This window comes from Ruegeria sp. N4 (assembly GCF_056531425.1).
Genome location: NZ_JBQFLT010000001.1, coordinates 689,822 through 708,888, shown reverse-complemented (window position 1 = coordinate 708,888; position 19,067 = coordinate 689,822). Strand labels below are relative to the sequence as shown.

Annotated in this window: 21 protein-coding genes and 1 pseudogene; 13 read left to right on the top strand and 9 right to left on the bottom strand. The window is 60.8% G+C overall.

What is annotated here, in order from left to right:
- Positions 1–24: 24 nt before the first annotated feature.
- Together ACR0LW_RS03520 and ACR0LW_RS03515 are read left to right on the top strand one after the other, a co-directional pair.
- On the top strand, positions 25–1,227 hold the full coding sequence (locus ACR0LW_RS03520) for an RSP_2647 family RNA methyltransferase (protein ID WP_480881583.1): 1,203 nt from the start codon (positions 25–27) through the stop codon (positions 1,225–1,227).
- Positions 1,224–1,766 (top strand): RSP_2648 family PIN domain-containing protein, encoded by a 543-nt coding sequence (locus tag ACR0LW_RS03515; RefSeq protein ID WP_480881582.1) that lies wholly within the window; start codon positions 1,224–1,226, stop codon positions 1,764–1,766. The genes ACR0LW_RS03520 and ACR0LW_RS03515 overlap by 4 nt, the downstream gene beginning before the upstream one ends.
- A 104-nt stretch (positions 1,767–1,870) precedes the next feature.
- Here ACR0LW_RS03515 and ACR0LW_RS03510 read toward each other — a convergent pair whose 3' ends face one another.
- Positions 1,871–2,557 (bottom strand): M48 family metallopeptidase, encoded by a 687-nt coding sequence (locus ACR0LW_RS03510; protein ID WP_480582200.1) that lies wholly within the window; start codon positions 2,555–2,557, stop codon positions 1,871–1,873.
- 194 nt (positions 2,558–2,751) lie between these two features.
- Between ACR0LW_RS03510 and ACR0LW_RS03505 the strand changes: the two genes are divergently transcribed.
- Both ACR0LW_RS03505 and ACR0LW_RS03500 read left to right on the top strand, forming a co-directional pair.
- Positions 2,752–3,162: a hypothetical protein gene (locus tag ACR0LW_RS03505; protein ID WP_480580788.1), complete on the top strand. Its 411-nt coding sequence runs from the start codon at positions 2,752–2,754 to the stop codon at positions 3,160–3,162.
- A 7-nt stretch (positions 3,163–3,169) separates the two neighbouring features.
- Positions 3,170–3,688 (top strand): flagellar basal body-associated FliL family protein, encoded by a 519-nt coding sequence (locus tag ACR0LW_RS03500; protein ID WP_480580790.1) that lies wholly within the window; start codon positions 3,170–3,172, stop codon positions 3,686–3,688.
- 457 nt (positions 3,689–4,145) lie between these two features.
- On the opposite strand, the gene ACR0LW_RS03495 is transcribed toward ACR0LW_RS03500, so the two are convergent.
- From ACR0LW_RS03495 to ACR0LW_RS03475, 5 genes and pseudogenes are all read right to left on the bottom strand, one after another.
- Entirely contained in the window at positions 4,146–5,330 is a 1,185-nt protein-coding gene (locus ACR0LW_RS03495) for a vWA domain-containing protein (RefSeq protein ID WP_480881580.1), read from the bottom strand.
- A gap of 3 nt (positions 5,331–5,333) precedes the next feature.
- A complete protein-coding gene (locus ACR0LW_RS03490) occupies positions 5,334–5,504 on the bottom strand; it encodes a hypothetical protein (RefSeq protein ID WP_480881579.1) in 171 nt (56 codons plus the stop codon).
- Positions 5,505–5,511: 7 nt separating this feature from the next.
- Positions 5,512–6,879 (bottom strand): DUF2927 domain-containing protein, encoded by a 1,368-nt coding sequence (locus ACR0LW_RS03485; protein WP_170621955.1) that lies wholly within the window; start codon positions 6,877–6,879, stop codon positions 5,512–5,514.
- Positions 6,876–7,334 (bottom strand): annotated as a pseudogene (locus ACR0LW_RS03480) (N-acetyltransferase family protein); the annotation flags it as partial. The pseudogene ACR0LW_RS03480 and the gene ACR0LW_RS03485, both read right to left, overlap by 4 nt.
- Positions 7,335–7,422: 88 nt before the next feature.
- A complete protein-coding gene (locus tag ACR0LW_RS03475) occupies positions 7,423–8,268 on the bottom strand; it encodes an AAA family ATPase (protein ID WP_170450048.1) in 846 nt (281 codons plus the stop codon).
- Positions 8,269–8,647: 379 nt separating this feature from the next.
- On the opposite strand from ACR0LW_RS03475, the gene dksA reads away from it, so the two are divergent.
- Positions 8,648–9,070, top strand: coding sequence for an RNA polymerase-binding protein DksA (dksA, locus tag ACR0LW_RS03470; protein WP_170450050.1), 423 nt, complete (start codon positions 8,648–8,650; stop codon positions 9,068–9,070).
- Between the two features lie 71 nt (positions 9,071–9,141).
- On the top strand, positions 9,142–10,293 hold the full coding sequence (locus ACR0LW_RS03465) for an FAD-dependent oxidoreductase (RefSeq protein ID WP_480881578.1): 1,152 nt from the start codon (positions 9,142–9,144) through the stop codon (positions 10,291–10,293).
- Between the two features lie 4 nt (positions 10,294–10,297).
- On the opposite strand, the gene xth is transcribed toward ACR0LW_RS03465, so the two are convergent.
- On the bottom strand, positions 10,298–11,077 hold the full coding sequence (xth, locus tag ACR0LW_RS03460) for an exodeoxyribonuclease III (RefSeq protein WP_480881576.1): 780 nt from the start codon (positions 11,075–11,077) through the stop codon (positions 10,298–10,300).
- A 182-nt stretch (positions 11,078–11,259) separates the two neighbouring features.
- Positions 11,260–11,583: a HesB/IscA family protein gene (locus tag ACR0LW_RS03455; protein ID WP_170450056.1), complete on the bottom strand. Its 324-nt coding sequence runs from the start codon at positions 11,581–11,583 to the stop codon at positions 11,260–11,262.
- Positions 11,584–11,659: 76 nt separating this feature from the next.
- Here ACR0LW_RS03455 and ACR0LW_RS03450 point away from each other — a divergent pair, with 76 nt between their 5' ends.
- The gene (locus tag ACR0LW_RS03450) at positions 11,660–12,802 is read left to right on the top strand and encodes a deoxyguanosinetriphosphate triphosphohydrolase (RefSeq protein ID WP_480881575.1); all 1,143 of its coding nucleotides are present in this window, start codon (positions 11,660–11,662) and stop codon (positions 12,800–12,802) included.
- Here the strand turns inward: ACR0LW_RS03450 and ACR0LW_RS03445 are convergent, their stop codons facing one another.
- On the bottom strand, positions 12,803–13,354 hold the full coding sequence (locus tag ACR0LW_RS03445; RefSeq protein WP_480881574.1) for a putative pterin-binding protein: 552 nt from the start codon (positions 13,352–13,354) through the stop codon (positions 12,803–12,805). It abuts the gene before it with no gap.
- A 133-nt stretch (positions 13,355–13,487) separates the two neighbouring features.
- Between ACR0LW_RS03445 and argS the strand changes: the two genes are divergently transcribed.
- From argS to ACR0LW_RS03415, 6 genes are all read left to right on the top strand, one after another.
- Positions 13,488–15,233: an arginine--tRNA ligase gene (gene argS, locus ACR0LW_RS03440; protein WP_480881573.1), complete on the top strand. Its 1,746-nt coding sequence runs from the start codon at positions 13,488–13,490 to the stop codon at positions 15,231–15,233.
- A gap of 88 nt (positions 15,234–15,321) precedes the next feature.
- Positions 15,322–16,353 (top strand): SPOR domain-containing protein, encoded by a 1,032-nt coding sequence (locus ACR0LW_RS03435; RefSeq protein WP_480881572.1) that lies wholly within the window; start codon positions 15,322–15,324, stop codon positions 16,351–16,353.
- Complete coding sequence (gene nagZ, locus ACR0LW_RS03430) at positions 16,350–17,357, top strand: beta-N-acetylhexosaminidase (protein ID WP_480881571.1); 1,008 nt, start codon at positions 16,350–16,352, stop codon at positions 17,355–17,357. Before ACR0LW_RS03435 ends, nagZ begins: the two co-directional genes overlap by 4 nt.
- Complete coding sequence (locus tag ACR0LW_RS03425) at positions 17,347–18,141, top strand: segregation and condensation protein A (protein ID WP_170450066.1); 795 nt, start codon at positions 17,347–17,349, stop codon at positions 18,139–18,141. Before nagZ ends, ACR0LW_RS03425 begins: the two co-directional genes overlap by 11 nt.
- Positions 18,134–18,784, top strand: coding sequence for an SMC-Scp complex subunit ScpB (scpB, locus tag ACR0LW_RS03420; RefSeq protein ID WP_170629146.1), 651 nt, complete (start codon positions 18,134–18,136; stop codon positions 18,782–18,784). Before ACR0LW_RS03425 ends, scpB begins: the two co-directional genes overlap by 8 nt.
- A 64-nt stretch (positions 18,785–18,848) precedes the next feature.
- Positions 18,849–19,067: a hypothetical protein gene (locus ACR0LW_RS03415; RefSeq protein ID WP_170450070.1), complete on the top strand. Its 219-nt coding sequence runs from the start codon at positions 18,849–18,851 to the stop codon at positions 19,065–19,067.

Below are 19,067 nucleotides of genomic sequence, written 5' to 3'. Positions count from 1 at the left end.
TCTGTTCGCGACTATGAGGCGGTCATGAGCCAAACCGCCGACCGCCCCCGTATCCGCCTGAAACCCAAAGCCAACGCGCGCGGTCTGCGCCACGGGTTCCCGTGGGTCTACGCCAATGACATCGTCACCGACCGCCGCACCCGCAAAATCCCTGCCGGGGCACTGGCTGTGCTCGAAGATGACAAACGCGCGCCAATTGCCTTGGTGGCCGTCAACCCCGAGTCCAAGATCATGTGCCGTGTGCTGGACCGCGACCTCGACGCCGAGTTGAACGCGGATTGGTTCGAAACCCGCCTGCGCCGCGCGCTTGACATGCGCGAGCGTCTGTTCGACGCGCCATATTACCGCCTGATCCATGCCGAGGCCGACGGCTTTCCCGGTGTGATCATCGACCGCTTCGGGGACGCCTGTGTGATCCAACCCAACGCTGCCTGGGCCGAGGTACATCTGGAGAAACTGACCGAGGCGCTGGTTAAGGTGACCGGAGTGACGACCGTCCTCAAAAACGCCTCAGGCCGCACCCGCGGGCTTGAGGGGCTGGATGACGTGAACCAAACCCTGCGCGGGTCGGCCCCGGACGCGCCGTTACCGGTGCCGATGAATGGCGCGACCTATATGGCCGACCCGACCAGCGGCCAGAAAACCGGCCTGTTCTACGATCAGCGCCCGAACCATGCCTTTGCTGCCCGACTGGTTCATCCCGGCGCACAGGTGCTGGATGTGTTCAGCCATGTGGGCGGCTTTGGTCTTGCCATGCTGGCCGGAGGGGCCGCGCAAGCTACCTGCGTCGATGGCTCCGCTGCCGCTTTGGAGTTGGCAAGCAAAGGGGCCGAGGCTACCGGCTGCTCGGGTCGTTTCCGGACCCGCCAGGGCGACGCTTTCGACGTGTTGACCCAACTGGGCGAGGAGGGCGCGCAATTCGATGTTGTCATCTGCGACCCGCCCGCCTTTGCACCTTCGAAACAGGCGCTGGATGCGGGGCTGCGCGCCTATGAACGCATCGCGCGTCTGGCCGCGCCGCTGGTCAAACCCGGCGGCTATCTGGGCCTCTGCTCCTGCTCACACGCCGCCGATCTTGGACGCTTCCGCGACGCCTCATCGCGCGGGATTGGCCGGGCCGGACGCCAAGCGCAACTGATTCACACCGGCTTTGCCGGCCCGGACCATCCGCAACTGCCGCAACTGGCCGAAAGCGGTTACCTCAAAGCCGTGTTCTACCGGCTGTGAAGGCGGTTCTGGACACCTGCGTCATCTACCCCACGGTGATGCGAGAGATGCTGCTGGGTGCCGCCAAACTCGGCCATTTCAGCCCGATCTGGTCGGCCCGCATCCTAGAGGAATGGGCCCGCGCCGCCCGCAAACTCGGCCCCGAGGGCGAGGCCCAGGCCCGCGCTGAAATCGCCCTGACTCAGGCGCGATGGCCAAAAGCCGAACGCGCGCCCGCACCGGGGCTTGAACAGCGCCTGTGGCTGCCTGACCCGGCAGATATCCACGTTCTGGCAACTGCCATTGACGCCTCAGCCGACCTTATCGTCACGGTCAACGCAAAGGATTTCCCCAAAAACACCCTTGCGGAAGAGGGGCTTGACCGCCGCGACCCCGACACTCTGCTTCACAGCTTCTGGCAAACCGACCCCGACGGCATGACCAATACCGCCACCCAAATCCTGGCCGAAGCCAACCGCCTGTCCGGCGACCAATGGACCTTGCGCGCGCTGATGAAAAAAGCCCGCCTGCCGCGTCTGGGCAAAGCACTCACTCAATAGGCGGGATCCCACTTCATCTGGCTGAAAATATCTCGGAGAGCCGCCATTGGTGCGCCATTGGTTCGAGCGCCAATGGCGGGAGGCTGGCCTCTCGCTGTGCAACCTCAGCCACCCGCCCAACGCTGCTCAAGCGCCTCCAACGCCGCAATCCGCTCACCCGTCTTCGGATGGCTCATGAGCCAGGCAGGCACCATTCCAGCCCTCTGCTGCGTCAGATCTTCCAGCTTGTGAAACAGGGATTTCTGCGGCTCGATCCCGATCCCGGCCTTGGTCAGCAAAGCAGCGGCGTATTCGTCAGCCTCATACTCATCCTGCCGCGACAGGCGCGAGGCCAGCAGTGAGGTCAGCGCATTGGCGATCATCGCGCCGACAAACGGAATGAACCGGTTCAGCACCAGGATCAGCGCCGTGCGCAAGGCGTTCTGTCCCGAGAAATCGATCATCCGACGCCGCGCATGACCCAAGGCCACATGCCCCAGCTCATGCGCAATCACGCTGGCCATTTCTTCGGCCGAAACCTCACCGTTCCGGAACTTGCGATAAAACCCGCGCGTGATGAAAATCCGCCCATCCGGCGCGGCCAGACCGTTCACCGGATCAATCTCATAAATATAAACCGGCACCCGCGCGATATCCAAAGCGGCGGCCAGCCGGTCGGTCATCCGCTTCAACGCCGGATCAGCCAGCTCGGTCGACTTCTGGTCCAACTCACGATGGGTGCGCCAGACGGAAATCCGGTACATCACAAGGCCATAAGCAATGGCGAGAAGGATCGGGGTGAAACGCAACATGGGGTAGATATGGTAGCGCTTCACGTCGAGAGCAAACAAAAAAGCCTTAAGTCGGCTGTGTGTACAAAGCGAGCTTTCCCTGCAGTTGCACCGACGTCTGCTGTTGTATTCACAGAGATCAACCGGGTTTGTCTTATTTACAAGCAGGGGTGCACGTGTAAGCGTTGAGGCATTCAAACGAAGCCGTCTTACCCATGCCTGACAAGAAGACCATCATTGAAAACCTGAATTGGACAACATCGCGGATCAGCGACCGTGTCTGGACAGTCTCTGTCGGTATTTTGGTTACTTGCATGTCTTTTGTTATCGAAGGCACTGCGAGTGACGGGGACGGCTTCTTGAGCCCTGCACGAATTGCAGGTCCGGCTTGCTTAGCAATCCTCTCGCTGGTCTGCGATTTGTTGCAGTATGTCGCAGCGGACTATCAAAACCGGGGCCTACTCAAAATTCTTGAAGAAAAGGACGAAGAAAGCGGCAGGTATCCGTACCCGTCAGCTTCAGGTACAATCAGGCGGCTGACTTACAACCTAAAGATTTTGTTTTGCGTCGCTTCTGCCATCTGGATTGGATTTGAGATGGCGCGCGCAACCATCAATGTGATTTAGGGTCGTTATGAGCGATTGGGACGGACCACGACATATTGCGCCTGAGCGGCGCATAACTCGAGCCGCTTACGGTGGCGAACCCGAGCCTCCTAACAAAGGCCCCGGGAAGTATCGAGCGCTGGCAGTATTGCTAATTGTGATTGCTGGTGGCTTCGGAGGGGCACGGTTCTACTACCATGGAGACGGTGTTCACGACTTAGTTGGCGAAGTGGCGCAACCCGGCGAGAGTCTTTCAGGTGAAGACCAAATAAGTATTACTTTGGCGTTGATTGAAGAAGGCGGGCGGGAGAACCTTGAACTTGCCCTTGGTGTTTTGATGCAGCTTTCCAGTGACCAAGACACCGAAACAGATACCAGAATTTCCGCGTTGATCCTTGTGGCGGAAATGTACGATCCAGCAACCTTCAATGCGGAAAGGTCTCCATTTCCTGTTCCAAACTCAGACGCAGCAAGAAGAATATACGCTCGCGCAGCTGACTTAGGTTCAGACGAAGCTCGAAAGCGAATGGAACGACTGGGCGAATAGTTACCTGCCCACCGCTACTTCGGAACCCGCAAATCCACAAAAAAAGCCTCACCCTCATCGCGGAACCAGCGCTCACCCTTGACGTGTTGATCTTCGTCCGTGAGCACCAAGGTGACCAGGGCGGGTGGTAGATGCGTCCGCTTTGCGGGATGTTGCCCTTGATCGGACAGCCTTCGGGCGCGTGTTCTTCCTCAACCTTGGCATTTTCCAGCGTTGCTCAGGGCAGTACCCGCTGGAAATTGGTGAATTTCGATCCGAGGCCATCTGGGTCTGCGAGAAGATGCAGCGTTCCCTAACCTCGCGACTCTACCAAGTCGGGCCGCTTGCCGAAGGGTCTGGTGCAGAAACTCCGCTAATCAGTTTTCAGAACTGCGTTTTGCAAGGCATTGCGGATTGATAGAGGACATTCGTGTACCGTACAGTAATCGGAAGTGTGGGCGCAAACCCGGCACACTGCTCACCGCGTCAGGTCCCGCATGCCCTGTTCCAGCCCGGCCAGCGTCATGGGCACCATCCGGTTCTCGAAAATCTCGCGGACCATGCCGATGGAATGGGTGTATTCCCAGTACTTCTCGGGCACCGGGTTGATCCACAGGTTGGAACTCCACTGTTCGCGCGCGCGCTCCAGCCAGACCTGACCGGCCTCCTGGTTCCAGTGTTCGTTGGCACCGCCGGGATAGGCGATTTCGTAGGGGCTCATCGAGGCGTCGCCGACGAAGATGCATTTGTAGTCCGGGCCGTAGGTGCGCAGAACCTCATGCGTTGGGGTCTGTTGGTCCCAGCGGCGGTGGTTGTCGCGCCAGACGCCTTCGTACAGGCAATTGTGGAAGTAGTAGTATTCCAGATGCTTGAACTCGGTCCGGGCGGCCGAAAACAATTCCTCGACCACCTTGATATGCGGGTCCATTGAGCCGCCGACGTCCAGAAACAGCAGCACCTTGACTGCATTATGGCGCTCGGGCCGGGTTTTGACGTCCAGATAGCCATGCTCGGCGGTGGCGCGGATGGTGCCGTCCAGATCCAGCTCTTCAACCGCGCCCTCGCGCGCCCAGCGGCGCAGGCGTTTCAGGGCCACTTTGATGTTGCGGGTGCCCAATTCAACCGTGTCGTCCAGGTTCCTGAATTCACGCTTGTCCCAGACTTTCACCGCGCGCTGATGGCGGCTTTCCTTCTGGCCGATGCGCACGCCTTCGGGGTTATAGCCATAGGCCCCGAACGGAGAGGTCCCGGCGGTGCCGATCCACTTGTTGCCGCCCTGATGGCGGCCTTGCTGTTCCTGCAAACGCTCCCGCAGCGTCTCCATCAGCTTGTCGAACCCGCCAAGCGCCTCGATCTCGGCCTTTTCCTCATCGCTCAGATGTTTCTCGGCCATCTTGGCCAGCCAGTCGGCGGGGATGTCGACGGCATCCAGCACCTGATCAAAGCTGATCTCGCCCAGCCCTTCGAAACTGGCAGCAAAGGCGCGGTCGAACTTGTCGATGTTGCGCTCGTCCTTCACCATCGAGACACGGGCGAGGTAGTAGAACGCCTCGACATCATAGGTGGCCAGACCCTTTTTCATGCCTTCCAGAAAGGTCAGATATTCGCGCAGGGATACGGGGATGCCTGCTTTGCGAAGGTTTTCGAAGAAGGGCAGGAACATGGGCTACCCCACAAACCGCACAAGGATCAGCGACAGGATCAGGCCCACCAGGGCAAAGGCAATGCCATAGCCTGCCGCGTATTGCGCCATATCCGCAGCGTTGCCGTTGCTCTTGCGAGCGCTCAAAACACCCAGGATTGCACCCAAAACAGCCATTCCCAGTACTACGAGCATTCGTTTGTCATCCGCTTGTATTGTTGTCCAAACGTCCAGCCGCGCCGCTTTCTACCAGCGACTGCACCACCAGATCCGAGCCAAACCCGTATCGCGCCCACCCCAGACTGTCCACCCTGACGGCGCGTGCCTGTTGCATCTGTCCCGCCTGCTTCAACGCCTCGGATTTCAGCAGCAGCAACGTCGCGAGGAGTGAGGCGTTTTCCGCACGGGTCATCACATCAATGGCGCTGTCCAGCTGCGGTAACACGTCCGGCCCGCGATCCTGTGCCAGGGCAAAGGCGGCGGTCTGGGTTGTGACATGGGCGCGGTGCACCTCGGTTCCCGGTGTGGCGTTCAGGAACTGCATGGCGATCTGATATTGCTGCAACGCCGCTGCGGGATCGCGGAACTGGACCATGCGGCCCATCAGGTAATGCGGATAGGCGCGGCGATGGTCGGTCCATCCCAGTTGCCGGCCGATTTCGGCGGCCCGTTGAGCGGCCCGCATTTGCCGGGGGGATCCGGGGCCGGGGCCGAGGGATTTGTTGATTGCGTCGATCCATTCGCGCGGTGTTTCGGTCAATGGCTGCACTGCCAGCCGATCGCCGCGCGGGTTCAGACGGCTCAGCACACCCGGGATCACCGCCTCGACCTGTTCGCGGGTCATGCCGGTGCGCAACTCGGGCGCATAGGCCGCCCGCAGGATCAGCATGTCGAACCCGGTCAGAACGGTGTGGATATTGTCGTCGTTGAACACCGAATCCGGCAGGTGATACAGGTCGTTCAACGGCCCCAGCGCCTGTGCCAGTTCTTCATGCAGGCAATCGCGCATTTCCTGAGGGCTGACATCGTAGGGGATAAAAATCCCCAATCGCTCGCGCTGGCGCAGCTCGGTCCAGCTGCTTTTGATCTTGCGCCGGTCGCGGCGGTATTCTTCCAGGCTGGAAGAGTTGGGCACCACGAAACAGGCCGCGTTTGGCAGGATGCGGTGAATGTCGCGCTGGCTGACGGCCTCGATAGTGATGTTGGCCTGACCCTCGGTGATCTGGCGAATATCGATCCGGGCCTCGCGTTGCAGCCGCGACAGAAGACTGGTCAGATCGCGCTGCATACTGGGCGTGGGCCTGCCGGTCAGACGGACCGTCACCGGTGTCTCGAACCGTGTGAACACCGGCAGTTTTGTACCGCCTTCCAGTGCGAAATGCAGATCGACAAAATCCGAAGCGATGTTGGTGTTCGACCGCGCCGGAGGGGTAGGGCGCGCCGTTGAAAACGTCTTGGCCGGGGGCAGTGACCGTTCGACAACTTTCACGCTGTCCGGTAGCTCGATCCGTTCGACGGATGCGCAGGCGGAAAGCACCAGTGCCGCAGCAAGCGCGCCCCAACGCATCATGAGCGATTGTACCTGATAAAGGGCGTCAGCGTGCCGATCCGGTCATATAGCTTTCGTGCCGTGTGGTTGAAATCCTGCGTCAGCCAGTAGACTGACGGCGCGCCTTGTCGGTCAGCCTCGTCATACACCGCCTGGATCAGGGCGCGCCCGACCCCGGTTCCGCGTGCCTCGGGACGGGCAAACAGGTCCTGCAGGTAGCACACCTTTTCAACCTTCCAAGCGTGGCGATGGAACAGATAATGCGTCAGGCCGACAAGCCTGCCATCCTGTTCCGCGACAAAGCACGAGAAATCCTGCGGATCATCGCCTAACAGGCGCTCAAACGTGGTGTCGTAGACCTCATCCGGGACGGAGGTTTCATAGAACGCCAGATAGGCGTGCCACATCTCGGCCCATTGATCCCTGTCCTCAGCCGTGAGGGGGCGAATTTTCGGTGCGTTGGCCAAGCGATGCGTCCTGTTCCTGAGATAAGCTTAGGTCTTTCGATGCTGACATCCACCCCGTCGCAAGGCAAGCCGCGTTCACACCCTGTTCAAAGGCAATTTAGCGCTTGCTGCGCGCCATAAAGGCCAGACGCTCGAACAGATGCACGTCCTGCTCGTTCTTCAGCAGCGCCCCGTGCAGCTTGGGCAGGGCATTGGCCCCATCGCGTTTCAGATCCTCGGCGGTCAGATCCTCGGCCAAGAGCAGCTTGAGCCAGTCCAGCACTTCCGAGGTCGAGGGCTTTTTCTTCAGCCCCTGCGTCTCGCGGATTTCGTAGAACTGCGTCAGGGCTGTGGTCAGCAGTGCATCCTTGATGCCGGGGTGGTGCACCTCGACAATGCGGCGCATCGTTGCCTCGTCCGGGAAGCGGATATAGTGGAAGAAACAGCGGCGCAGGAAGGCGTCGGGCAGTTCCTTTTCGTTGTTCGAGGTGATGATGACGATGGGGCGGTTCTGGGCCCGGATGGTCTCGCCGGTCTCGTAGACATGGAACTCCATCTTATCGAGTTCCTGCAGCAGGTCGTTTGGAAACTCGATATCGGCCTTGTCGATTTCGTCGATCAGCAGAACGACCTTTTCGTCCGCCTCGAACGCCTGCCACAGTTTACCCTTGCGGATATAGTTCGCGACGTCATGCACGCGCTCTTCACCCAGCTGACTGTCGCGCAACCGGCTGACGGCGTCGTATTCATAAAGGCCCTGCTGCGCACGGGTGGTGGATTTCACATTCCACTCGATCATTTTCAGACCCAGCGCACCTGCCACCTGTTTGGCCAGCTCGGTCTTGCCGGTGCCGGGTTCTCCCTTGACCAGCAGCGGGCGTTCCAGCGTGACGGCGGCGTTCACGGCGATATTCAGGTCGTCTGTGGCAACATATTCGGCTGTGCCTTGGAAACGTGCGGTCATGGGCCCCTCATGTGGTAGCGCGCGGGTGCGAGTGATCTGCGTTCCGGGTTACAGAGGGGTGGGGTTTTTGACAACCCGGGTCGCTGCGTCGATTCAGCGGAAAATCGCAACGACTTCAAACCCTTTTACGTGATTCGCAGGTGCCCCGTTGTGCCGCCGGTTGAAACTTGCCTCAAAAAAACCTGCGTATGACCACTGAAAAACAACGTTTTGTTGTTTCAAGTCTCATATTTAGACAGCCCAGTGACCCGGCGCGCTGGTCCTACGTTTGTGTAGTGACAATCGTGTGCCCGTCGGATAAACGCTGCGCAGAAGGGGGTGCCAAATGTCAGGTGATACTACCGCTACCGACGTTTCAGGCCATACCGAGGGAGCAAATATGAAGCAGGAAGTTTTTCTGCCGGATGATTACCGCCCGGCCGAAGATGAACCTTTCATGAATGATCGGCAGCTTGAGTATTTTCGGCGCAAGCTGCTGGATTGGAAGACAGAATTACTCGCAGGCAGCCGCGACACGATCGAAGGGCTGCAAGACAATACCCGAAATATTCCCGATGTCGCCGATCGCGCAAGCGAGGAAACCGACCGTGCGCTGGAACTGCGCACCCGGGATCGTCAGCGCAAGCTGGTGGCCAAGATCGACTCGGCCCTGCGCCGGATCGACGAAGGCGAATACGGGTATTGCGAAAAGACAGGCGATCCGATTTCGCTGAAACGTCTGGATGCACGTCCGATTGCAACCATGACGCTAGAGGCGCAGGAACGCCACGAGCGGCGCGAGAAGGTTCACCGCGACGATTGATCGCTGCGGAATCCACAAGAACACAAACGCCGGGGCCTGTCGCCTCGGCGTTTTTGCGTTAAGCCAAGGGCATGAATATCGACGGACTTAGATTCTGTGTCATCGGCGGCGGCATCGGCGGGCTGGCCGCAGCGCTGGCTTTGCGCCAACGCGGGGCGCAAGTGACAGTGCTGGAACAGGCCCCCGCCTTGACCGAGGTCGGGGCGGGCCTGCAGATCAGCGCAAACGGGATGCGCGTTCTGCACGCCCTGAACGTGGTCTCGGACATCCCCGAACTGGGGCAGCGATCTTACGGCACGGTGTTGTGCGACTATCGCAAAGGGCGTGTGATCAGCCGCGTTCCGGGCCCGACGGCGGGGGCGACCTATTACTACCACCGCGCCGATCTTCTGGATCTGCTGCATGACGCGGCCAAAAAGGCGGGCGTGGACATACGATTAAATGCGCGCGTGACCCAGGTGCACAAGCACCCCGCAGAAGCCGAGATTGTGTTGGCTAACGGGGAACGCCTCCGCGCCGAATGTGCCATAGCCGCCGATGGCGGGCGAAGCGCCATCCGGCCCGACTTGAACGGGCCCGAGATGCCCAGTTTCACCCATCAGGTCGCCTGGCGCGCGACGCTCCCGTGGAGTGGTGCCGAAGCAGAGCCGCGCGCAACCCTTACAATGGGTCCACGCCGCCATGTGGTGACTTACCCTCTGCGCGACCAGAAACTCATGAATATCGTGGCAGTAGAAGAGCGGTCTGACTGGCAGGAAGAAGGCTGGCGCAAGCAGGGCGATCCAGATGATCTGCGCGCCCGGTTCGCTGACTTCGGTGGCCCCGTGCGCGATATTTTGGCCGAGGTGAAGGAAGCGCATGTCTGGGCGCTGTTCCTGCGGCCCGTCGCCCAGACATGGCAAAACGGGCGTGTTGCCTTGCTTGGGGACGCCGCGCACCCAACCTTGCCTTTCATGGCGCAGGGGGCCTGTCTGGCACTGGAAGACGCCTGGGTATTGGCGCGGTCCTTCACGGACCAATCGGGCGTGGCCCGCGCCCTTGCGGCCTACGAGGCAACACGCATCCCTCGCGCCCAGCGTGTCGTTGCCACCGCTGCCGCAAACGCCCGCAACTTTCACCTGCAAGGCCCCATGCGGTTTGCCGCGCAGCTGGCGCTTTCAGCCCTGGGGCCGCATCTGACGCGCCGGTATGAATGGATTTACAGCCACGACGTGACCACCTGATCTGTCAGATATCCAGATCCACCCAGACCGGAACGTGATCCGACGGCTTTTCATGCCCACGAACCTCGGCATCAATCCGGCAGTCGCGCATCAGGTCGGCGGCCTGTGGTGTCAGCAGGAAATGATCAATCCGGATGCCGTCATTCCTGTTCCAGGCCCCCGCTTGGTAATCCCAAAACGAATAATGCCCGGGGCCTTGGGTGCGGGCGCGAAACGCCTCGGTAAACCCAAGATTCAGGATCTTGCGAAAGGCCGCGCGGCTTTCGGGGCGAAACAGAGCATCCTCGCGCCACGCATCGGGGCGTTTGGCGTCTTCGGGCTGCGGAATGATGTTGTAGTCCCCGGCCATCAGCGCGGGTTCTTCACCGGCCATCAAGTCCTTGGCGCGTGCATATAGGCGTTCCATCCAGGCAAGCTTATAGTCGTATTTCGGACCCGGAGCCGGGTTGCCATTGGGCAGGTACAGCCCGCAGATTCGAATGGCCTGCTTGCCGACAACGGTCGCCTCGATCCAGCGCGCCTGCTCATCTTCGTCATCTCCGGGCAATCCGCGCGAAACATCCTCAAGCGGCAGTTTCGACAGGATGGCAACCCCGTTGAAACTCTTTTGGCCATGGGTTTCGACATTGTAACCACGCTCTTCGAACAACTCGCGCGGGAAGTTCTCGTCCACCGATTTGATCTCTTGCAGCAGAACGACATCGGGCTGCGCATCATCCAGCCAGCGAGGCAGGGCCTCGGCCCGCGCTTTTATGCCGTTGATATTGAACGTAGCGATTTTCATGCGCGGTCCTCCGATGCCTCAGGGCAACCTATCGCGCAGAACCGGCCCAACGGCAAGGCGGATGGCGGGTTTGCGAGGCTCTGCCTCGCGCTCCGGGATATTTATGGCCAGATGAAGAGACGGATCCCTGCTTCATCTGGCTGCAAATATCCCGGGGGTGTGGGGGCTGGCCCCCACCTGCGCTACATGGAAAAAGAAGTGCCGCAGCCGCAGGATGAGGTGGCGTTGGGGTTCTCGATCACAAACCGCGCGCCGATCAGTTCCTGGGTGAAGTCGATCACTGCATTTTCAAGGAACGGTAGGGAAACGCTATCCACGATGACCTTTTGGCCCTTGCCCTCAAGAACCAGATCGTCGTCCTGAGGTTTATCCAGCGCGATTTCGTATTGAAAACCGGAACATCCGCCGCCTTCCACCGCGACGCGCAGGGCCTGACCCTGATCTGCTGCGCCGATCTCGGCGAGGCGATCAAAGGCGCGTTCCGTGACTGTTGGGGGCAGATTCATGCCAATCTCCAAAGGTTTATTTCCTAAGCCGGGTACAATATATGAAACCTCAGGACAGGCGACAAGGACAAGACCTTTGGAAAGAGCGGGTTTTGCCTCGGACCCAGGCCGCGCACGGGGGCGGCTGGTACCGGAGGAGGAGAGCAGTTTTCGGTCATGCTTTCAGCGTGATCGCGACCGGATCATTCATGCCAGCGCGTTTCGGCGGCTCAAACACAAGACGCAGGTGTTTGTCGAGCATGAAGGCGACAGCTATCGCACCCGTCTGACCCATTCCATCGAAGTCGCTCAGGTGGCGCGTACCATTGCCGGGGCGTTGGGGCTGAACCCCGAACTGACCGAGGCCGTGGCTTTGGCTCATGATCTGGGACACACGCCGTTCGGGCATACAGGCGAGGACGCCTTGCACGCGCTGATGGCGCCCTATGGCGGGTTTGATCACAATGCGCAGGCCATTCGGATCGTGACCAAGCTGGAACGTCACTATGCCGAGTTTGATGGTTGCAATCTGACATGGGAATGTCTGGAAGGGATCGCCAAGCATAATGGCCCGGTGGTCGGCGAACTGCCCTGGGCACTGGCCGAATGCAATCAGGGGTTTGACCTTGAACTGCACACCCATGCCAGCGCCGAGGCGCAGGTGGCGGCACTTTCAGACGATATCGCGTATAACAACCACGATCTGTTCGACGGGTTGCGGGCAGGCCTGTTCACTGATGCGGACATTCAGGATCTACCGATTGTCGGGGCCTGTTTTGCCGAGGTGGACGCCAAATACCCGGGTCTCGACCCTTATCGCCGTCGGCATGAAGCGCTGCGGCGGGTCTTTGGTGTTATGGTCTCGGACGTCATTGACACCTCGGCTGATCTGATCGCGGCGTCGGGGGCGGGGTCTGTCGAAGATATCCGGCACCTTGGGTCTCCGGTCATCCAGTTCTCGGGCGATCTCTGGACCCAGTTGAAAGAAATCCGCGCCTTTCTTTTCACGCGAATGTACCGCGCGCCTTCGGTGATGGAGGTGCGGGCCAAGGTCAGCAAAGTAGTCGAGGAACTGTTCCCTATCTATCTGAATGACCCGAAACAGATGCCGGGTCATTGGCATGACGATATCGAAGCCGCCGGTGATGAGACGGCTTTGGCCCGGATCGTATCGGATTACATCGCGGGCATGACGGACCGGTTCGCCCTGCAGGATCATGCGCGGCTGACCGGAGGCTGATCACTCGATCCCGATATAGGCCAGTGCCCAGACCTGCTGACTGGCCTGTTCCTGCGCCAGATCGGGGTCGTCGGTGGGCGGGAAGACGATCATGGTCGGGCCATAGCCACCGATGCCCATCGGGTTGCTATCGGCGTGCGTGGCAACAATCGGTTGATGTGCTGAGATGCTGTCCCACGGGATTTCGGCCTGATAACCGTCCAACGCCATCGGCTTTGCCGTCTTCCCCTCGGCCCCGGCCATGGTCATCACATCTGACAGGCGCGGGCCGGAGAATGCGATGTCGCGCTGATTGCCCTCGGGGCCGTAGGCTATGGTGATCTCGACCTGTTCGAGCCCGTCCAGCATCATCGCGTCGAAACCAGCCGCGCCGTCGTGCTGGACCTCAAGATAACCCAACAACCCGCCGTCATTCTGGCCGCGGGCGGGCAGGTTGGTCTCGGTCACGGCTCCGCCCAGTGTCAGCAGCACATGGCCCTGCGGCGCGGGCATATCGGCCCAGAGCGGCAGGGCGGTGGTCAGCATCAGGCTCAGCGGAAGGGCAAGGCGCATTGTCGGATCTCCGGTTCGTGGATTTCTGCCGACACTAGCGGGCTTTGACGGTAAACCAAGCGCAAACTTTAGGCGTGCATTGACCTTGGCGTGGTGCGTGGTAAACCGCGCGGCAAGCAAAAGGACATCCGTAATGAACCTGTTTTCCGAGATCCGCGCCCTGGTACTGGACGCGCTGGCGCAGATGCAGTCCGAAGGCGCGCTGCCCGAGGGGCTGAGCTTTGACAACGTGGCGGTCGAACCTCCGCGCGATGCGGCGCATGGCGACATGGCGACCAACGCGGCGATGGTGCTGGCGAAACCGGCGAAGATGAAGCCGCGCGACATTGCCGATGTGCTGGCCGGGAAACTGGCCGAGGACGCGCGGATCACCAGTGCCGAGGTGGCCGGGCCGGGCTTTCTGAACCTGCGGCTTGCGCCGACCGTCTGGCAGGGCGTTCTGGCGGCGGTGTTGGAGCAGGGCACCGACTATGGCCGCTCGACCATGGGGCAAGGGCAGAAGGTCAATGTTGAGTATGTCTCGGCCAACCCCACCGGCCCGCTGCATGTGGGCCATACGCGGGGGGCGGTGTTCGGCGACGCTTTGGCAAGCCTCTTGGCCTATTCGGGTCATGACGTGACCCGCGAGTATTACATCAACGATGGCGGCGCGCAGGTGGATGTGCTGGCACGCTCGGCCTATGAACGGTATCGCGAGGCCAATGGCCTCAGCCCTGAGATTGCCGAAGGTCTTTATCCCGGTGACTACCTGATCCCGATCGGTGAGGCGCTGAAAGAGAAATATGGCGACAGCCTGATCGACAAGCCGGAAAGCGAGTGGCTGGAAGAGCTGCGCGAGTTTTCGACCGATGCGATGATGGACCTGATCCGCGCCGACCTGAAGGCGCTGGGCGTCGAGATGGACGTGTTCTTCTCGGAAAAGTCGCTCTACGGCACCGGACGGATCGAGGCGGCGCTGGAGTCGCTGACCGACAAGGGCCTGATCTACGAAGGCGTGCTGGAGCCGCCAAAGGGCAAGAAGCCCGAGGATTGGGAACCGCGCGAGCAAACCCTGTTCAAATCGACCGAGCATGGCGATGATGTGGACCGCCCGGTCAAGAAATCGGATGGCTCGTGGACCTATTTCGCCCCCGATATCGCCTATCACTATGACAAGGTGAGCCGTGGTTTTGACGCGCTGATCGACGTGTTTGGCGCGGACCACGGCGGCTATGTCAAACGGATGAAGGCGGCTGTTTCGGCGCTGTCCGATGGCAAGGTGCCGCTGGATATCAAGCTGACGCAGTTGGTGAAGCTGTGGAAGAATGGCGAGCCGTTCAAGATGTCCAAACGAGCCGGGAACTTTGTCACGCTGCGCGATGTGGTCGATCAGGTCGGGCCGGATGTGACCCGGTTTGTCATGCTGACCCGCAAGAACGACGCGCCTTTGGATTTCGATTTCGACAAGGTGCTGGAACAAAGCCGCGAGAACCCGGTGTTCTACGTGCAATACGCCCATGCCCGCGTCATGAGCGTGCTGCGCCGCGCCGCCGAGGCCGGGATTACCGCCGATGATGCGACGCTTACATGTGCTGACCTCAGCAAAAACGATCACGCCTCGGAACTGACCGTGGCGAAGAAGCTGGCCGAATGGCCGCGCTTGGTGGAAATCGCGGCGCGCACCAATGAGCCGCACCGCGTTGCCTTCTATCTGTATGAACTCGCAGGGGATTTCCACGCGTTGTGGAACAAGGGCAACGATGAAACCCAACTGCGCTTCATCCAGGATGGCGATGTTGCCACAAGCCAGTCGAAAATCGCTTTGGCCCGGGCTGTTTCTGTTGTGATTTCAGCGGGCTTGGGTATTCTTGGCGTTACCCCGGCGCAGGAGATGCGGTGACCAACATCGCCCGAAACGCCGGTCTGAGGTAGGCAAGAAATGACCCGCGCGCCGTGTTTTTAAGGCGCAAACGGGCAGTGAGGCGGATATGGCGAGTTACGATTACTCGGGGCAGCAAGGCCCCGAGCATATGCATTACACGAATCAACCGCAAGCACAGGATGCGCAGGCTGGCGATGCGCCGCGTGGCTCTTTCGGGCTGGGCAAGGCGGTGAATGTGCTGGGGGCGGTGGCTTCTCTGGCGCTGGTCGCCGGTGTCGGTATCTGGAGCTACAAGTTGGTCATGCGGGATGTCAGTGGCGTCCCGGTTGTGCGCGCCGCCGAAGGGCCGATGCGTATTCAGCCCGAAAATCCGGGTGGCCAGCCTGCCGACCATCAGGGGCTTGCCGTCAATGCCGTCGCTGCCGAAGGCTCGGCTGCGGCACCTGCGGATCGCCTGATCCTTGCCCCACGCCCGGTCTCGCTGACCGACGAAGACCTGCCCGCCGGAGAGTTGAAGCCAACCCAGGCGCTGCATGTGGTGGAAGAGCCGATTTCGAACCAGGAGGCGGCGGAGCTGCGGCAGAACGCGGTTGACGCGCTGGTCGCTGAACTGGCGGGTGAGGCTGCGCGGAATCAGCAAGAGGCGGAACCCGGTGTGCAGGTTGCCGCGCTGGCAACACCCGAGGAAGAACCCGCCATTGACCCCGCCGATCTCGCCGCATCTCTGCCCGATCCGGCGATTGCGGAGCTGCCGGGCGTGCGCCGCTCGCTGCGTCCCAACACGCGGCCCGCGCGCCGTGTTTCGGCCGCTGCTGCCTCGGAGGATGCGATCAATGCCGCCGTGAAGGCCGCGGCTGGTCTGGATGTTGACCCCGACACGCTGAGCAAGGGCACCCGTTTGGCGCAGCTTGGGGCATTTGAAAGCGCCGATGTGGCCAAGGCGGAATGGTCCCGTCTGGATGGCCGATTTGGCGAATATATGAAGGGTAAACAGCGCGTTATCCAGCGAACCTCAAGCGGTGGACGCACGTTTTATCGCCTGCGCGTACTGGGATTTGAAGACCTGAGCGACTCGCGTCAATTCTGCGCCGCGCTGGTGGCGCAAGGGGCTGACTGCATCCCGGTGGCCGTCAGGTGAGTTTCGGTGCCGCAATCACCGATGCCGAAGGTCTGCGGCTGACCGACGATGAAAGGGCCTTGTTCCGCGAGTTGAACCCGTTCGGGTTCATTCTGTTTGCCCGGAATATTGAAAGCACCGATCAGGTGCGCGCGCTCTGCGATGATTTTCGCGAATCCGTCGGGCGCAACTGTCCCATCACAATCGATCAGGAAGGCGGGCGCGTGCAGCGCCTGCGCGCGCCACTGGCCCGCGAATGGATGCCGCCACTGGATCACGCGGAACGGGCAGGGGATCAGGCCGAACGGGCCATGTATCTGCGCTATCGCCTAATCTCGCATGAATTGTTCGAGCTTGGGATCGACAGCAACTGCGCCCCAATGGTGGATACCGCACGGGCGGAAACCCATGCCTTTCTGCGCAATCGCTGTTACGGCGAGGATGCGGGCACGATTGGTCAGATCGGGCGCGCCGTGGCTCAGGCGCATCTGGATGGCGGGGTTCTGCCCGTCGTAAAACACATGCCGGGCCATGGTCGGGCGACGCTGGACACACATTTCGACCTGCCGCGTGTTGATCTGTCGCTGGACGAACTCACCGAGACGGATTTTGCGCCCTTCCGAACCCTGAACGATCTGCCCATGGGGATGACCGCGCATCTGGTGTTCGAACAGATTGACCAGACCCCGGCCACAATTTCAGCCCCGATGATGCGTGTGATCCGCGAGGTTATCGGGTTTGAAGGGCTGATCATGACCGACGACATCTCGATGAAGGCGCTCAGCGGTTCTGTCGCGGACCTGTCGCGGCAGGCGCTACAGGCGGGCTGTGACGTTGTTCTGCACTGCAATGGCAGCTTTGCCGAACGGGCCGAGGTGCTGGAAGCTGCGGGCCAGATGACGCAGGCGGCGCAGACCCGCGCAGAGCGCGCCCTGACCATGCGCAAAACCCCTGCGGAACTTGACATTGAGGCCGCCGAGGCGGAACTATCTGCCCTAATGGGCGGGCAGGTATATGAACGATAACCTTTTCAGCGAAGACCCGGTCTCGGTCGCCGATCGGCTGGCCGCCGAGGCGCTGATTGTTGACGTTGACGGGTTCGAAGGCCCGCTGGATGTGCTGCTGACCTTGTCGCGCACGCAAAAGGTCGATCTGCGAAAAATCTCGGTTCTTGCGCTGGCGCAGCAATATCTGGCCTTTGTTGAAAAGGCGCGGGCGCTGCGGATCGAACTGGCCGCCGATTATCTGGTGATGGCCGCTTGGTTGGCCTTTCTGAAATCCCGCTTGCTGCTGCCGCCGGACCCGGATGACGAAGGGCCGTCGGGCGAGGAACTGGCGGCGCATCTGGCGTTCCAGTTGGAACGTCTGCAAGCCATGCGCGACGCCGCCGCGCGTCTGATGGCGCGCGACCAGTTGGGGCGCGATTTCTTCAAGCGCGGGCAGGGCGAGGATGTGACCCGCATCCGCACCGTGACCTATTCCGCCACGCTGCTGGACCTGATGCAGGGCTATGCGCGTATCCGCACCCGCGACGAATTCCGCCCCTTTGTGATGGACCGCGATGCCGTCTTCACGATGGAGCAGGCATTGGAACGAATGCGCCCGCTGATCGGGTTTGCGGGGACATGGACGGATATGGAGACCTATCTGCCCCAAGGCTGGGACGCCGACCCGGTGCGGCGCAGATCAGCCACGGCGGCGACCTTTGCGGCCTCGCTGGAGTTGGTGAAAGAAGGACACATGGAGATCAAGCAAAGCGACACCTTTGCCCCGATCCAATTGCGCAAGAGGACCGAAACACGTGACTGACACCCCCGAAGAGACCGGCACCCTGTTCGAAGCGCCCCCGTTGGCCGAGCAGGAACGCATGGTCGAAGCGGTGCTGTTTGCCAGCGCCGAGCCGGTCACCATTGCCGACCTCGAAGCGCGGATGCCTCATGGCAGCAACGCCGCGCAAGCGGTTGAATTGTTGCAGAAACGTTATGAGGGGCGCGGTGTTCGCGTTGTGCGCGTCGGCGACGCGTGGGCGATCCGAACCGCTGCCGATCTTGGTTTTCTAATGCAAAAAGAAACGGTCGAGACCCGCAAGCTAAGCCGTGCGGCAATCGAAACGCTGGCTATCGTGGCCTATCACCAGCCCTGTACTCGGGCCGAGATCGAGGAAATTCGTGGTGTCTCGGTGTCTCGCGGGACCATCGACCAGTTGCTTGAGATGGAGTGGATCAGGCTCGGCCGCCGCCGGATGACGCCGGGCCGCCCGGTGACGTTCGTGGTGACGCCGCAGTTTCTGGATCACTTCGGGCTGGAAAACGCCCGAGACTTGCCCGGGCTGAAAGAACTGCGCGCCGCGGGGTTGCTGGAAAACCGCCCACCGCCGGGCACTATCCCGCTGGGGGAAAGACAGGACGACGCTGAGAATGAGGATCAAAGCGAGCTGTTCGAGGAAGAGTGATCGCGCCGCCCTTTTGTTGCCGCACAGGATGCCTATCTTGTGGTTTGAGAAACGGAGTTGAGCAATGAATGCCAATCGGATCATCGACATGATCGTGCGACAGGTCATGCGCCGTCTTGTCAACAAGGGCGTGGACAAAGGGTTTGATATGGCCGCCCGCAAAGGTCAAAAGCCCGATGCAGCGCCGGGTCCGCAGAAACGCCCCAACACGGCAAATCACGCAAAGAACCTGCGCCAAGCCCAGCGGATGACGCGGCAGATGCGCCGGTTCATGAAGTTTTGA